Genomic DNA, 14,972 nt, shown 5'->3' on the forward strand with positions numbered 1-14,972 from the left:
AAGGTGCCCGGTGCCAGACTTCCACCCGATCGATCCCGAACAGCTGAGGGCCTGGCTGCAAGCGGCAGCGCGGCACGACGCGCCCGCGTTTCGCCTGCTCTACGACGCCACATCGCCAAAACTGTTTGGCTTCGCGCTGCGTATACTGGGTAAACGCGAACTGGCGGAGGAAGCCCTGCAGGATGGTTTCGTCGCGATCTGGCACGGCGCCGCCAGTTACCAGGCCCAGCTGGCCGCACCCATGACGTGGATGACGACCATCGTGCGCAACAAGGCGCTCGATCTGCTGCGCAGGCATGCGCACGACGCCGTTATCGACGGTCCGGTGTTCGACGAGCGCATCATGGCCGCGCTGCACGATCCGCGCGCGACGCCGATCGATGCGCTGCTCATCAGCCGCGACGCCAAGACGCTGGCCTACTGCATGTCGACGCTCGAGGGAGAGCACCGGCAAGTCGTGGGGCTGGCATTCTTCCATGACCTGTCGCACAGCGAGGTAGCGCAACACATGGCCATCCCCATCGGCACCGTCAAGACCTGGATCCGGCGCAGCCTGGAACGTCTCAAGGCCTGCCTGGCGAAAGGCGACCGGCCATGAAGCTGCGCGACCATCCCGCCCTGTGCGACAAACTGGCCGCCGAGTATGTCCTGGGCACGCTCAAGGGCGGCGCGCGGCGCCGCTTCGAGGCGCATCTGCGCGACGACGCGGCCTTGCGCCGCCTTGTGCACGAATGGGAAGAGCGTCTGGCGCCGATGGCCGAGTTCTCGTCCCCGCAGCCCGCACCCGAGCGGGTCTGGCTGGCGATCGAACGGCGGCTCGGATTGCGGCGCCGCCACGCAGCATGGCAGTTCTGGCGCAGCGAATCGCTGGTCTTCTGGCGCACGCTGGGTCTGGCCTCGACGGCCTGCGCGCTGCTTCTGGTGGGTGTGCTCGGTGCGTCGCTGCTGGACCGCTCACGGGTCGACTACCTCGCCACGCTGCAGGACGACAAGGCCCGCACCGCGCTGCTGCTGACCGGCGACAGTCGGCGCCAGGTATTGACCGTGCGTCTGGTCGAGCCGGCCCCAGTTGCCGCCGACCGCAGCCTGCAGCTCTGGGCCGTGCCGAAGCAGGGCAATCCGCGTTCGCTCGGCGTGCTGTCCGACAGCGGCGTGATCGAACTCGAATTGAACCGGGCGGCGATCGGCGACGACGTGGCACTGCTTGCCGTGTCGCTGGAACCGCGCGGAGGCTCGCCGAACCCGGACGGGCCGACCGGGCCGATCCTGTACAAGGGCAACTGGGTGCGGATGCTGTAACTGCTGCCTAGCGCAGCAAGCGTAATCCAAACAGCCGGCCGGTCACCGATCCCGGCCTGGCGACGAAGCGCACGCTCAGCTTGCCCTGGGCGGCCTGGCGCATCGCCGCGGGAACCGGATAATCCACGGTGTAGATCTGCTCTTGCGCATCCGCCGCCAGGGTGACGCTCGCCAACAGCTGGCCATCGAGCAGCACATCGAACCGCCGCCCCGCATCCTCGCTGGAAAACGCCAGCCGCAACACGCTGGCCTCTCCCTTCGGATCGTTCAGCTCATAGCTGAACCACCCGGTCGCATGCCGCCAGTGCCGACCATCGTCGATCCCGGCCTCACTGCCCTCCCCCTTGAAGAAGTGATCCGACTCCGGCTGCTGCTCTCCCGGCGCCACCTGGTCGATGGTCCTGGCATTGAGCGCGATCCGGTCCGCCTCGCGCGCCCCGTTCGCGGCCTGCTGCGCCTTCAGGCCATCCGGCGTCGCATGCTGCCAGTACATCGTGTAGCGCGATTCGTGCAGGCGGAAGAAGGGAATGAATTCGGTGCGCGGCCCAGCCGCGCCATGCACCAGGCCCGGGGCCATGAAGGTCAGCGGCTTGCCGGCCACCGGCTTGAAGCGGGCGATGAAATCGGTCGAATCGCTGACGAACATCGGCGCTGACGCCAAAGGGCAGCTCGGTCCCGAGGCGATATGGCCCATGCGTGAGTCGTCGGCCAGGTAATTCAGCTTGTCGTCGCCGACCATACGCGTGCGCGCCGCCAGCACGACCGGTCCATGCAGCACGGCGTAGTAATTCGACTTGCCCGGCATCTGTTCGAGATGCGTCGTCATCGGCAGCCGCACGTCGACCCGGTCGCCCCTGCGCCAGGCGCGCTCGATCGACGCATAGCCGCCCGACCGGGCGTCGATCTTCACCTCTGCGCCGTTGACCCGCACTTCCATCCGGCCAGGTGCTACCCATGCCGGGTAGCGGATCCTCATCGTGAACCGGCCCTCGCCGTCGACCGTCAGGCGCGTGGTCTCGGCATCCGGGAACGTCGTGGCCTGGACGATCCTGACGTCCTTCTTCTTCCAGTCCAGGGTCGAGGCGACGAACAGGTTGACGAATAGCGTATCCCTGTCGTGCGCGTAGATGAACTCACCGTATTTGGCGTGGCTCTCGATGCCCGAGCCGACGCAGCACCACATGCCCTTGTCCACCTGCGAATACACGCGGTAGTGGTTCGGCCGCATCGGCGTGAAGTAGACGAAGCCGCCTTCCGGCCGCTGCGAGGACAGGATGTGGTTGTACAGCGCCCGCTCGTAGTAGTCGCCGTATGCGCCCTTCTGCTCCGACTGGAACAGCATCCCGGTCAGCTTCAGCATGTTATAGGTGTTGCAGGTCTCCGGGCCTTCGACCTCGTGCATCATGGGATCGAAATCGTCGGTGCCGTGGAAGTGTTCCTTGACGCTGTTGCCGCCGATCGCCACCGTGCGCTTGTCGACCACGGTCTGCCAGAAGAAGCGCGCAGCTTCTCCCATGTCCTGCCGTCCCGTCATGTCGGCGATGCGCTTGAAGCCGATCACCTTCGGGATCTGGGTGTTCGCGTGCAGGCCGGTCAACTGGTCTTGCCTTCGCGCCAGCGGCTGCAACACAGCCTGGTGCGAGAAGGCCAGCGCCAGGTCGAGGTATTTGCGCTCGCCCGTCATCTCGGCCACGTCGACGAACACCTCGTTCATGCCGCCATGCTCGCTGCGCAGCATGGTCTGCATCTGCTCCGGGGACAGCTTCGAGGTCAAGGCCAGCGCCCAGTCGGACAGCAGCACCAGCATGGTCTTCGCATCCTCGTTGCCGGCGTAACGGTAGGCGTCGCGCAGGCCTGCATACACTTTATGCAGGTTATACCAGGGCACCCACTTGCCGTTGACCGAGAAGTTGTCGGCTTCCAGCTTGCCGGCCGCGATGTCGCGCCAGGCCTGGCGTCCGCCGGGAATGCCGCCGAGATAGCCGTCGCCGTTGGCCTGCTGCGCGCGTTTGAGCTCGGCCACGAAATAGTTCAGGCGGCGCAGGGCTTCCTGGTCGCCGGTCGAGGCATGCATGAGCGCCAGCGCCGACAGGTAGTGGCCGCCCATATGGCCATCCAGTCCGGTCGACTCCCAGTTGCCGTAGCTGGGCTGGCGCGGCTGCAAGCCGGCCTCGCGCAGGAACGGCGCCAGCAGGCGGTCGGGCTCCATCGCCATCAGGTAGTTCAGGTTGGTGGTCTGGGCGTCGAGGAAGGGACCAGGGCCCAGGCGCACGGCGGACAGCGGAAACAGCTCGGCCGCCTGCGCCCAGGCGCCGGCGACCATCAGGCTCAAGGCGGCGAGTTGGATTTTCATTGTTGCAGCACGCTCTGGTAGCGGTTCAGGTCCTTCTGGTCGAGCACGGGCCAGCCTTCCCCGTCCCAGGTCATCTCCAGCACCTTCAGCTTTTGCCGGTACTTATCAAAGGTCTCGTAGGCGTGCAGCACCATGTAGTCCTTGCCGTCGAAGGTATAGGCGCTGTTGTGGCCTAGCGCCTGCCAATCGCCGTCGCCCTGGATCACGAGCGAGCCGCCGCCCCTGGCCATGTCGACGCCGTTGCGGTCGAGGTAGGGACCGGTGACGCTCTTTGACCGCCCCACCACCACCTTGTAGGTGCTCTCCTTGCCCTTGCAGCACAGGTCCCACGACGCGAACAGGTAGTACCAGCCGTTTTTCGGGAAGATGAACGGGGCCTCGATCTGCGCCGGCGCGGCTTCTTCGTCCGGCGTGAAGGCCGGACGCTCGCGGCGCGCGATCGTATGCCACACTTGCGGTTCGGCCAGGCGGGTGCGGCTGGCGTCGAGCTTCACCAGTTTGAGGCCGCCCCAGAACGAGCCGAACGACATCCACGGCGTGCCCTTGTCGTCGTCGATCACGTGCGAGTCGATCGCATTCCACAGGTCGCGGCCCGGCACCGACTGCACCACCAGACCCTGGTCTTCCCATTTGTAGCCAGGCGCACGCGGGTCCAGCGTGCTGTTGACGGTCACGCCGATGGCCGAGGTATTCTTGCCGAAGCCGGACACCGAGTAGTACAGATAGTACTTGCCGTCATGGTGATAAATGTCGGGCGCCCAGACATGGCCGTTGAAGCTCGGCGCCGCCTTGGTCGCCCACGCCGGGCCTTCCGGGAATACGCGTCCTTCCGGCTTCCAGGTCTTCATGTCGCCCGAGCTGTAAAAGGTGATGCCCGGGCCGGTGCTGAACAGGTAGTAACGATCGCCCTGTTTTGCCATGACCGGATCGTGCACGCCAACCTGGGCGGCGTATGCCGCACCGGTCAGCGCGGCCAGTGAAGAAAATACCGCCATCGCTACAGCCGCGATTGCGCGCGCGGCCTTCACGTCACGCCTCGACGGCGAAGACCATCACGGCCTTGGCCGGCACCTTGATCGTCAGCTTGCCGTCGGCCGCCTTCGCGCTGAACGGCGCCGGCTTGACCGCCTGCGGCTGCTCGAAGGTGTTGTGGGCGTCCATCTTCTCGGCCGTCAGCACCTGGCCCGAGACGCTGCCCACGTTCAGGCCGGCCACGTTCAGCGCCACGTCGCTGGCGCGTGTCGGATGCGTGTTGACCAGGGCGACATAGACCTTGCCATCCTTGCCGCGCGCCGCGGTCGCGCTGATGCCCGGCACCGCCTTGCCATTGCTCGAATAGGCCACGTCGTTGTCGACGGCCACCGGCAGCTTGGTCGCGTCCTGGAACGGGATGTACATCTTGTAGGCGTGGTAGGTCGGCGTGAGCAGCATCTTGTCCTTGTCGGTGATGATCATCGCCTGCAGCACGTTGACCATCTGCGCGATATTCGTCATGCGCACCCGCTCGGCGTACTCATGGAAGATGTTGAAGTTGAGCGCCGCCACCACCGCATCGCGGATCGTGTTGCGCTGGAACAGGAAGCCCGGATTGGTGCCCGGCTCCACGTCGTACCAGGTGCCCCACTCGTCGACATAGAAGCCGATCTTCTTCTGCGGATCGTTCTTGTCGAGGACGGCGATGTTCTGTTTGATCTGCTGGTCGATGCGCAGGGTCTGCTGGATGGTCGAGAACCATTCGGATTCCGGGAAACCCGTCGCGGCGCCCTTCTTCTCCCAGACGCCGGTCGGCAAGGTGTAGTAGTGGTAGCTGATGCCGTCGGTGCCGCGCGCGGCTTCCCGGCTCAACACGTCGGTCCATTTGGTGTCGTTGTCGTTGCCGCCGCTGGCCACGATCTTCGGCCGCGCGCCCGGCGGCGTCTTCAGGAAGGTGGCGTAGTGGTTGTACAGGTGGGCGTAGTATTCCGGCTTCATGTTGCCGCCGCAGCCCCAGGCCTCGTTGCCGATGCCGAAATAGGCGACCTTGTAAGGCTCCTTGCGGCCGTTCTTGCGCCGCAGCTCGGCCAGCGACGACTTGGTATCCGAGGTCATGTACTCGAGCCACTCGGCCATCTCTTGCGGGGTGCCGGAACCGAGATTGCCGTTGACGTAGGCCTCGGTGCCCAGCAGCTCGACCAGGTCGAAGAACTCATGGGTGCCGACCGCGTTGTCCTCGGCCACGCCGCCCCAGTGGGTGTTGACCTTGACTGGACGCTTGTTGCGCGCGCCGATGCCGTCGCGCCAGTGGTACTCGTCGGCGAAGCAGCCGCCCGGCCAGCGCACCAGCGGCACCTTCAGTTCCTTCAGCGCCCCCACCACGTCGTTGCGCCAGCCACGGGTGTTCGGAATCCTGGAATCCGGCCCCACCCACAGCCCCTCATAGATGCCGGTGCCGAGGTGCTCGGCGAACTGGCCGTACACGTTCTTGTTGATGACCGGGCCCGGCTTGGTGGTGTCGACCGACACGCTCACCTGGGCAAATGTCAGAACCGGCAAGGCGGCAAGGCTGCATGCGAGGATGAGGGGCTTGAGTGCTTTCACTGATGTCTCCTGGTTTTAGTCAGTCTTATTTGAATACCGCGACGAAGCCGCCGCGCGGTTTGATGCGGATGCTGGTCTTGCCGGCCCTGATCGTGGCCTGGCTGAATGACCGCTCGCCGTCGCCGTCGGCGACCAGCGTTCCGCTGCGTCCCTCGATGAACGAGAGGTCGAGGTCGACGCTGCGCGCTTCATTGTCGGCATTGAATCCGGCCACATACCAGCTGTCGCCGCTCTTTCTCGCGATGACAGCGTGGCGGCCCGGGTAGCCATCGATGAAGCGCACGTCGTCCCAGCTGCGCGGCAGGTCGCGCAGCAGCTGTTTCACGTAGTCGGGAACGCCGTCCATGCCTTCGGGCCGCTCAGCGAAGTGCTGGATCCCGGACAGGAACAGCACCGCCTCGGCCAGCTCGAAGCCGTTGCGCGTGACGCGCTTGATCTTCGGGATGTCGCCGAACACCAGCGGCGTGTAGTCCATCGGGTCGAACAGGTTGCGGCTGAACGGCAGCATGGCGGCGTGCGGCGGCATCGCATCCTGGTCCTTCTGGTCGAAGGTGGTGAACTCGAAGCCCTTCACCGCCTCCACCGTCATCAGGTTCGGGTAGGTGCGCGACCAGCCGCGCGGCAAGGTGGCGCCGTGGAAGTTCACCAAGAGGCCGGCATCGGCCGCGTCCTGGAGCAGGTCGACGTTATAGGCGATCATCGACTTGCCGTCGCCGGCGAAGAAATCGATCTTGACGCCCTTGACGCCCATATCGCGCAGGCGTGCGAACTCGCGCACGCGCGACGCGCGGGTGAGCAGCGCGCCCTTCGGGCTGTACGGCGTCTTGTTCCAGGCGCCGGACGAGTTGTACCAGGCCAGGATGCCGATCTTCCTGGCGCCTGCGTAGTCCACCAGCTCGCGCATGCGTTCGAGCCCGATCTTGCGGTCCCAGTCGGCATCGACCAGCGTGTAATCCCATCCCATGTCGGCGGCGTAGTCGACGAAGCGCTTCTGGATATCGAGATAGGTGCCGTCGTCCTTGAGCAGTGCCCAGCTCCAGGATGCGTGGCCGGGCTGGACCTTCGCCTTGTCGAAGGCGATCGCAGGCGCCGCGAGATCGGTGCCGAGCGTCGATTCCACCAGCGTGCGCAGGCTGCCCAGTGCGATGATGCGCCACGGCGTGACCAGATCGCCCTTTGACTCGGCCAGCAGCGCGCCGTCCGTGAACACCTCGGGCGCGGCCGGGACGTCGAGACGGTAGACGCCGCCGCGCGAGTCGGTGTGCAGGCGCGAGGCATGGAAGCTGCCGTCCAGGTTCGCCTCCGTGAGCGCGACCCAGGTCTCGCCGGTACGGAACAGCGCCGGGAACACCCAGCCGGCGCCCAGGGTCGACGGCGTGCCGACCGGGATCTCGCGCTGGTAGTGCTCTTCGTAGGAGGGATTCGTGTTCGACCAGCCGGTCTGGGCGACCGACATCGGCTGCAGCCAGGCTTTCGTGGATTGATCGAAGGCGAAGGCCGAAGTTTCGCGGACGAATTTCAGGTTCTTGCCGGCGATCCGGTAACGGAAGGCGACGCCGTCGTTCGAGACGCGGAAGGTCACGTCCATCGTCTGGCCTTGCGCGTTGCGCACGGTATGGGTCTGCTCGTTGGCGCGGTAAGTGATGTGGCGCTTCTTGGCGGTGGCCAGTTCGTAGCGGTCTTCGATCGGCTTGACCGGCGAGCTGGCGGCCAGCCTCAAGCCCGTGGTCAGGTCGGCGCCCTGCACCGCCAGGCCGAGGCCTGAGCGCAGGATGACGGGCTTGCCGTCGCGGGCGACGGAGTAGGTCAGCGCGCCGTCCGCCGAGACGCCGACGTCGACCGCGATGTGGCGGTCTGGGCTGCTGAGAGGCGCGGCGTGCGCATGCGCGCAGAGTGTTCCAACGACGAGCAATGCGGTGAAGCGGAATGCGGTCATGGCGGACTCCAATGATCCATCGTCGCGATGCGCGCGGCAACGATGGTGAGGGGTGGACGACTGGGGCGTGAAGGGAATCGTGCGGCCGTGCGGATCGATCAGGTCCAGCCGGCATCCACGACGAAATCCTGCGCCGTGCACATCCTGCTGTCGTCGGCGCCGAGGAACAGCACCATGCGCGCGACGTCGTCGGGCATCAGCTTGCCCGGCAGGCACTGCGCCTTCTTGATCTCCACTTCCGCCGCGGCGTCTACCCATAGCTCGACCTGGCGCTGGGTCATGACCCAGCCCGGCGTGACCGTGTTGACCCGCACGCCGAACGGCCCCAGGTCGCGCGCCAGGCTGCGCGTGAGCCCGATCACGGCCGCCTTGGTGGTGGCGTACACCGGATACCCGGCGCCCTTGGCATGCCACGACATCGAGCTGAAATTGATGATGGAGCCGCCGCCCTTCTTCTTCATCCCCGGCAGGACCGCCTGGCAGGTGAAGAACATGGGGCGCTGGTTGATGGCGATGCGCTCGTTCCAGTAGTCGAGCGAGACGTCCTGGATGTCGTGGCGCTGGTCGTTCGCCGCATTGTTGACCAGCACGTCGAAGTCGCCCAGCTGCGCGGCCAGTTCCGCCATCGTGCGCTGCAGCGCCGGGATGTCGGTGATGTCGCAGTAACGGTAGACCGGGGCATGCGGCCCCGCATCCGCCAGCCGCGCGCACAGCGCCTCGCTGGCCTGCTGCGCGATGTCGACGAAGGCGACGGTCGCGCCCTGCTTCACGAAAGCCTGCACGATCGCTTCGCCGATGCCGCTGCCGCCTCCCGTCACGAATACCCGCTTGTCCCGCAGGCTGGGGTAGTTCCCCATCTGTTCCATGCTTGTCTCCATCTCTTATTATCTTGCCGAGGCCTCTGCGGGCCTGTTTACAGCTCAACCTTCGGCATCATAAGCGCTTGACCTTCACATACGGGGCATCGTGTACGGCAAGGCGGTTGCGCAGGGCCGGACCGAAGGCCGGCGCCTCAATCTCGAAGGTTTCCCCTGCCTTGACCTGGACGCCATCGGCGAAACTAAGCGTCGCGGTGCCGAAGAAGTGGACGTGCACGTCGCCGGCACGCTTGAACAGACCATACTTGAAGTGGTGGTACTCGAGGTTTTCCAGCGTGTGCGACATATTGTCTTCGCCGCTGACGAAGGTCTTCTCCCAGCGCACCTGGCCGTCGATGCCGATGACGCGCGACGTTCCGGCCACGTGGGCCGGCAGCTCGCCGACCAGCAGCGCGGGACCGACGCCGCAGTTGCGCAACTTGGAATGCGCCAGGTAGAGATAGTTCTGGCGTTCGGTGACGTGGTCCGAGAACTCGTTGCCGATCGCATAGCCCAAGCGCCAGGGCTGGCCGTCGTCGCCGATCAGGTACAGGCCGGCGATTTCCGGCTCCTCGCCGCCGTCGAGCGAGAACGCCGGCATGTCGAGGGCCTGGCCGCTGCCACGCAGGATCGAGCCGTCGCCCTTGTAGAACCATTCCGGCTGCACGCCGGGCGTGCCGGGCGCCGGCTTGCCGCCTTCCACGCCCAGGCGGAACATCTTCATGCTGTCGCTCAGGGCCTCGATGTCGCCGCCGATCTTCTTGTGCATGCTGTCGCGCGTGTCGGCGCTGCCCAGGTGGGTCAGGCCGGTGCCGGTGACGTAGCAGTGGGCGGGGTCGGGATGGTCGACCGGCGGTAGGATACGGCCGGCCCTGGCCAGGTCGTCGTAGTCGACGTAACTGCCGCCGGCCGCCGCGTCGGCGAGTGCGGCCAGGCCCTGGCCCTGCGCGATCGCGGCGCGCGCCAGTTCCAGGGTGGTGGCATAGCCGTCGATGATGCGGATGGTGGCGTCGTTCAGGATGCCGACGCGGCGTTCATTCGATTCGGTCAGAAATTGGACGAGCAGCATGGTTCGGGTCTCCTATGTTGTATGGTTCCCATCGGCTCAGTGGGAATGCTTCGGCACCGCCGACCCGCGACACCCGACGAGAAAGTCAAAGTCGCATCCCTCATCGGCCTGCATCACGTGGTCCAGGTACAGCCGCTGGTAACCGCTATGCTGCACGGGCGCGGCTTTCTCGGCCCGATCCGCCAGCCGCGCGCGGATCTGTTCATCGCTCAGTTCCACATTGAGCAGGCCGGCATGGCAATCGAGCTGGATCATGTCGCCGTCCTGCACGATGCCCAGCGGGCCGCCGGCCATCGCTTCCGGCGCCACGTGCAGCACCACGGTGCCGTAGGCGGTGCCGCTCATGCGCGCGTCCGAGATGCGCACCATATCGGTGATGCCCTTGGCCAGCAGCTTGGGCGGCAGGCCCATATTGCCCACTTCGGCCATGCCCGGATAGCCCTTCGGCCCGCAGTTCTTCATCAGCAGCACGCAGTTCTCGTCCACGTCCAGGTCGGGATCGAGGATGCGCTCCTTGTAGTGGTCGAAATCCTCGAACACCACCGCGCGGCCGCGGTGCCGCATCAGGTGGGGCGACGCCGCCGACGGCTTCAGCACCGCGCCGCGCGGCGCCAGGTTGCCGCGCAAGATGCAGATGCCGCCGTCGGCGATCAGCGGATTGTCCAGCTGGCGCACCACCTCGTCGTTGTAGATCGGCGCGTCGACGCAGTTCTCCCACAGCGACTTGCCGTTGACGGTCAATGCGTCCCGGTGCGGAATCAGGCCGCCCTCGCCCAGGCGCCGGATCACCGCCGGCAGGCCGCCGGCGTAATAGAACTCTTCCATCAGGTAGCGGCCCGACGGCAGCAGGTCGACCACGGTCGGGGTGCCCTTGCCGATGCGGGTCCAGTCCTCGAGTTCGAGCGGCACGCCGACGCGGCCGGCGATCGCCTTCAGGTGGATCACGGCGTTGGTCGAGCCGCCAATCGCCGCGTTCACGCGGATCGCGTTCTCGAAATTCTCGCGCTTGAGGATCTTCGAGATGCGCAGGTCTTCGTGCACCATCTCGACGATGCGGATGCCCGACATATGGGCCAGCACGTAGCGCCGCGCATCCACGGCGGGGATCGCCGCGTTGTGCGGCAGCGAGGTGCCCAGCGCCTCGGCCATGCAGGCCATCGTGGACGCCGTGCCCATGGTGTTGCAGGTGCCGGCCGAACGCGAGTGCCCCGCTTCGGCCGACAGGAATTCGTGCATCGTGATGGCGCCGGCCTTGGCCTGCTCGTGCAGCTGCCAGACGGCGGTGCCGGAACCGATGTCCTTGCCGTTCAGTTTACCGTTGAGCATCGGGCCGCCGGTGACGACGATGGTCGGCAGGTCGACGCTGGCCGCGCCCATCAGCAGGGCCGGCGTGGTCTTGTCGCAGCCGACCAGCAGCACCACGGCGTCCATCGGATTGCCGCGGATCGACTCCTCGACGTCCATCGACGCCAGGTTACGGGTCAGCATGGCGGTTGGCCGCAGGTTCGATTCGCCGTTCGAGAACACGGGGAATTCGACCGGGAAGCCGCCGGCTTCCAGGATGCCGCGCTTGACGTGTTCGGCCAGCTTGCGGAAATGGGCGTTGCAGGGAGTGAGTTCGGACCAGGTATTGCAGATGCCGATGATGGGTTTGCCCTGGAATTCGTGGTCGGGAATGCCCTGATTCTTCATCCAGCTGCGGTACATGAAACCGTTCTTGTCTTGCGTCCCGAACCACGCCGCCGAGCGTAGCGGCGTCTTTTTCTTTTCCCCGGACATGCAAATCTCCTGTTTATTCTTGGCCGAGCGAGGCGTCGAGCCTGGCCCATGTCTCCTGATGAGAGCAATGGTAAAGACCAGCCAGATAACTTTCCAATCACATTTTTGGCGACGTCGATACCGTTTTCAGTATCGATCAGCACGTGGATTAGCAGGAGATGGGGCGGCGCTGGCCGCCCGGATCGAAAGTCAGCGGTGCAGGAAGCGTGCTTCAGGCAGGCCGCGCACGTCCAGGGGCAGCTGGAACACCGCGCCCGACAGCGGCGCCGCATCCCGGTCGCGCGCCGTCATGCCCACATGGGCGCTGGTGACGAACAAGGTCGATAGACCTGGCCCGCCGAACGCCGGGCAGCTCGGCTGCGGCGCGGCGAGCGGGATCACCCGATCCAGCTTGCCGCTTGGTGCGAAGCGCAGCACCTGCCCCGCGCCCCAGCGCGTGCTCCACAGGAAGCCCTCGGCATCGACCGTGGAGCCGTCCGGCTCGCCCGGCGCGGCATCGGCCGCGACGAAGGTGTGCACCCGCCCGACCTCCGCGCTGCAGGGGTTGTAGTCGGCGTACAGGATGGCCTTCTCTTGCGAGTCGGCGAAATACATGCGCCGGCCGTCGGGGCTGAAGCAGATGCTGTTGGCGATCGCCGCCTTCGGCAGCGGCAGCGATTCCAGCGACAGGTCGAGGTTCAGGCGATAGAAGCCGCCCACCGCGCGTTTCGGGTTCTCGTCCTGGTTGAACATGCCGAACACGAAGCGTCCCTGGCGGTCGCAACGCCCATCGTTCAGGCGCGTCGATGGATTGTCCGCTTCGACGTCGACGATGCGCGTGACCTTGCCGGTCGAGAAAGTGAAGAAGGCCAGGCGGGAGGCAAGCCCCAGCAGCAGGCGATCGTCGCTGCCGGTGAGCGCGAAGCTGCACAGGCGCTCGGGCATGCGCCAGGAGACGGTGCGCCCGCTGGACGGCGAATGCGACCACAGGGTGGCGGCCGGGATGTCGGTCCACAGCAGCCGGCCCGTGCGCTCGCACCACAGCACGCATTCGCCGAGCTCGTGCCCGGCGTCGAGCAGCACTTCCATCATGCGCCCGGCTCCACCAGGAAACGGAAGCGCGACTCGGTCTGGTACACCTGGCCCGGACGCAGGATCACGTTCGGGAATGGCGGCTGGTTCGGCGAATCCGGGAAGTGCTGCGGCTCCAGGCAGAAGCCGCTGCGGTGCTGGTAGGTCCTGCCCTTGCCCGCCAGTGAACCGTCGAGGAAGTTCCCGCTGTAGAACTGCACGCCCGGCTCCTCGGTCCACAATTCCAGCACGCGCCCCGAACCCGGATCGACCACGCGCGCGGCGCGGCTCAATGCCTTGCCCTGCGGCTTGTTGAGCACGAAGTTGTGGTCGTATCCGCCGCCATGGCGCAGCTGCTTGTCCGGCTGGCCGATGCGTTCGCCGATCGGGCGCGGCATGCGGAAGTCGAACGGCGTACCCGTTACCGGCGTCAGTTCTCCGGTCGGGATCGATTCGGCGTCGATGGCCACGAAAGCGTCGGCCTCGATGCTCAATACGTGGCCGAGGATGTCGCCATCGCCGGCCAGGTTGAAGTAGCTGTGCTGGGTCAGGTTGACCGGCGTCGCCTTGTCGGTGACGGCGTGGAAGGACACCACCAGCTCGTTCGTATCCAGCAGCGTGTAGGTGACCGTCGCATCGAGGTTGCCGGGATAGCCCATCTCGCCATCGACGCTGCGGTACTGCAGGCGCAGGCTGGCGCCGTCGATCGTGGCCTCCCACTTGACGCGGTCGAAGCCATCCGGCCCGCCATGCAGGTGGTTGCTGCCGTTATTGACCGGCAGCTGGACTTCCTGGCCGTCGAGCGTGAAGCGTCCGTGCCGGATGCGGTTGCCGTAGCGGCCGATCAGTGCGCCGAAATATGGGCTGTCTGTTCGATACGGTTCGAGCGTGTCGAAACCCAGCACCACGTCGGCGAAGTTGCCGTCACGGTCAGGCGCGTGCAGCTCGGTGATGATGCCGCCATAGTCGATGATCTTCGCCACCATGCCCCCGGCATTGGTCAGCGTGAACTGGGTGATGGCCCTGCCGTCGGGCAGCTGGCCGAATGGCGCTTGCGTGATACCGGTTTGCACGTTGTATCGATCTCCAGATGTCATCAGTAAGTGGAAGGACGCCCGAACAGCGGCATGCCCTGTTCGTCCCAGCGCAGCGGTTTCACGAAGGTGTGACGGTCCGGATTCCAGAGCGGATCGCCGACGATCTCGGTATGGGTGCGCGCGTGGTAGACCAGCATGACGGTGTCGTCGTCTTCGGCATAGGTGAAGCTGTTGTGGCCCGGGCCATAGACGCCGTGATCGTAGCACGTACATAAAACGGGCTGCGCCGACTTGGTCCACGCTGCCGGGTCGAGCAGGTCGGCATCCTCGTCGGCCCACAGCAGGCCCATCGCGTAATTGTGGTCGGTTGCGCTGGCCGAGTAGCTGATGAAGATCCTGCCGTTGCGGCGTAGCACCGACGGCCCCTCGTTGACGCGGAATCCGATGGTCTCCCAGTCGTGTTCCGGCTTGCTGAGCAGGACCGGCTTACCGTCGATCTGCCACGGCGTCTTCATCGGCGCAATGTAGAGGTTCGAATTGCCCTCGATCCCGTAGTCCTTCTGCGCCCACAGGTAGTACAGCCGGCCCTTGTGGGTGAAGGTGGTGGCGTCCAGGCAGAAGCTGTCGATGCCGGTGTCGACTTGGCCCATGAACTCCCATTCGCCTTCCAGCGGATTGGCATTCGTGTTGCGGATCGCGTACATGCGGTGCTGGAACAGCTGGTGCTTGATCTCGCGGCTGGGGGCGGCGGCGAAGTAGACGTACCAGGCGCCCTGGTTGAAGTGCAGCTCGGGCGCCCACACCAGTTCGGAATACGGGCCGGTGTCGGGCTTGATCCAGGCGTCGACCGTCGGCACGCTCGCCAGGCCGTCGATCGTGGTGGCGCGGCGCAGTTCGATGCGGTCGTACAGCGGGACCGAGGCCGTAAAGTAATAGTACCCGTCGCTGTGCTTGTAGATATAGGGATCGGCGCGTTGCTCGATCAGGGGTCTCAGGATCGTTTCTTGCATCTCGT

General features: G+C 65.7%; 12 protein-coding genes. 2 read left to right on the plus strand and 10 right to left on the minus strand.

The window, feature by feature from the left end; genetic code table 11:
• Nucleotides 1–10 precede the first annotated feature (10 nt).
• Together LO55_RS00880 and LO55_RS00885 are read left to right on the plus strand one after the other, a co-directional pair.
• The gene (locus tag LO55_RS00880) at nt 11–598 is read left to right on the plus strand and encodes a sigma-70 family RNA polymerase sigma factor (RefSeq protein WP_071360075.1); all 588 of its coding nucleotides are present in this window, start codon (nt 11–13) and stop codon (nt 596–598) included.
• Nucleotides 595–1,299 carry an anti-sigma factor gene (locus LO55_RS00885; RefSeq protein WP_071360076.1) on the plus strand — a complete coding sequence of 235 codons (705 nt, stop codon included), beginning with the start codon at nt 595–597 and terminating at the stop codon, nt 1,297–1,299. Before LO55_RS00880 ends, LO55_RS00885 begins: the two co-directional genes overlap by 4 nt.
• Nucleotides 1,300–1,306: 7 nt before the next feature.
• On the opposite strand, the gene LO55_RS00890 is transcribed toward LO55_RS00885, so the two are convergent.
• From LO55_RS00890 to LO55_RS00935, 10 genes are all read right to left on the minus strand, one after another.
• Nucleotides 1,307–3,652, minus strand: coding sequence for a glycoside hydrolase family 127 protein (locus tag LO55_RS00890; protein WP_071360077.1), 2,346 nt, complete (start codon nt 3,650–3,652; stop codon nt 1,307–1,309).
• Nucleotides 3,649–4,647: an arabinan endo-1,5-alpha-L-arabinosidase gene (locus LO55_RS00895; RefSeq protein ID WP_071360078.1), complete on the minus strand. Its 999-nt coding sequence runs from the start codon at nt 4,645–4,647 to the stop codon at nt 3,649–3,651. The genes LO55_RS00890 and LO55_RS00895 overlap by 4 nt, the downstream gene beginning before the upstream one ends.
• Nucleotides 4,648–4,681: 34 nt before the next feature.
• Entirely contained in the window at nt 4,682–6,229 is a 1,548-nt protein-coding gene (locus LO55_RS00900; protein WP_071360079.1) for an alpha-N-arabinofuranosidase, read from the minus strand.
• Between the two features lie 25 nt (nt 6,230–6,254).
• Nucleotides 6,255–8,165 carry a glycoside hydrolase family 97 protein gene (locus tag LO55_RS00905; protein WP_071360080.1) on the minus strand — a complete coding sequence of 637 codons (1,911 nt, stop codon included), beginning with the start codon at nt 8,163–8,165 and terminating at the stop codon, nt 6,255–6,257.
• Nucleotides 8,166–8,263: 98 nt separating this feature from the next.
• Nucleotides 8,264–9,031: an SDR family NAD(P)-dependent oxidoreductase gene (locus tag LO55_RS00910; protein ID WP_071360081.1), complete on the minus strand. Its 768-nt coding sequence runs from the start codon at nt 9,029–9,031 to the stop codon at nt 8,264–8,266.
• Between the two features lie 67 nt (nt 9,032–9,098).
• On the minus strand, nt 9,099–10,091 hold the full coding sequence (araD1, locus tag LO55_RS00915) for an AraD1 family protein (RefSeq protein WP_071360082.1): 993 nt from the start codon (nt 10,089–10,091) through the stop codon (nt 9,099–9,101).
• Nucleotides 10,092–10,127: 36 nt separating this feature from the next.
• Nucleotides 10,128–11,870 (minus strand): IlvD/Edd family dehydratase, encoded by a 1,743-nt coding sequence (locus LO55_RS00920; RefSeq protein WP_071360083.1) that lies wholly within the window; start codon nt 11,868–11,870, stop codon nt 10,128–10,130.
• Nucleotides 11,871–12,059: 189 nt separating this feature from the next.
• Nucleotides 12,060–12,941 (minus strand): SMP-30/gluconolactonase/LRE family protein, encoded by an 882-nt coding sequence (locus LO55_RS00925; protein WP_071360084.1) that lies wholly within the window; start codon nt 12,939–12,941, stop codon nt 12,060–12,062.
• The gene (locus LO55_RS00930; RefSeq protein WP_229410009.1) at nt 12,938–13,993 is read right to left on the minus strand and encodes an aldose epimerase family protein; all 1,056 of its coding nucleotides are present in this window, start codon (nt 13,991–13,993) and stop codon (nt 12,938–12,940) included. Before LO55_RS00930 ends, LO55_RS00925 begins: the two co-directional genes overlap by 4 nt.
• A gap of 23 nt (nt 13,994–14,016) precedes the next feature.
• On the minus strand, nt 14,017–14,967 hold the full coding sequence (locus tag LO55_RS00935) for a glycoside hydrolase family 43 protein (RefSeq protein ID WP_071360086.1): 951 nt from the start codon (nt 14,965–14,967) through the stop codon (nt 14,017–14,019).
• Between the last annotated feature and the right edge of the window lie 5 nt (nt 14,968–14,972).

The organism is Massilia timonae (assembly GCF_001866515.1).
Taxonomy (GTDB): Bacteria; Pseudomonadota; Gammaproteobacteria; order Burkholderiales; family Burkholderiaceae_D; genus Telluria; species Telluria timonae.

Excerpts from the sequence above, each read along its gene's own strand:
- LO55_RS00885 (WP_071360076.1), top strand. The coding sequence starts at position 595 with ATGAAGCTGCGCGACCATCCCGCCCTGTGCGACAAACTGGCCGCCGAG.
- LO55_RS00890 (WP_071360077.1), bottom strand. The coding sequence starts at position 3,652 with ATGAAAATCCAACTCGCCGCCTTGAGCCTGATGGTCGCCGGCGCCTGG.
- LO55_RS00895 (WP_071360078.1), bottom strand. The coding sequence starts at position 4,647 with ATGGCGGTATTTTCTTCACTGGCCGCGCTGACCGGTGCGGCATACGCC.
- LO55_RS00905 (WP_071360080.1), bottom strand. The coding sequence starts at position 8,165 with ATGACCGCATTCCGCTTCACCGCATTGCTCGTCGTTGGAACACTCTGC.
- LO55_RS00910 (WP_071360081.1), bottom strand. The coding sequence starts at position 9,031 with ATGGAACAGATGGGGAACTACCCCAGCCTGCGGGACAAGCGGGTATTC.
- araD1 (WP_071360082.1), bottom strand. The coding sequence starts at position 10,091 with ATGCTGCTCGTCCAATTTCTGACCGAATCGAATGAACGCCGCGTCGGC.
- LO55_RS00920 (WP_071360083.1), bottom strand. The coding sequence starts at position 11,870 with ATGTCCGGGGAAAAGAAAAAGACGCCGCTACGCTCGGCGGCGTGGTTC.
- LO55_RS00925 (WP_071360084.1), bottom strand. The coding sequence starts at position 12,941 with ATGATGGAAGTGCTGCTCGACGCCGGGCACGAGCTCGGCGAATGCGTG.
- LO55_RS00935 (WP_071360086.1), bottom strand. The coding sequence starts at position 14,967 with ATGCAAGAAACGATCCTGAGACCCCTGATCGAGCAACGCGCCGATCCC.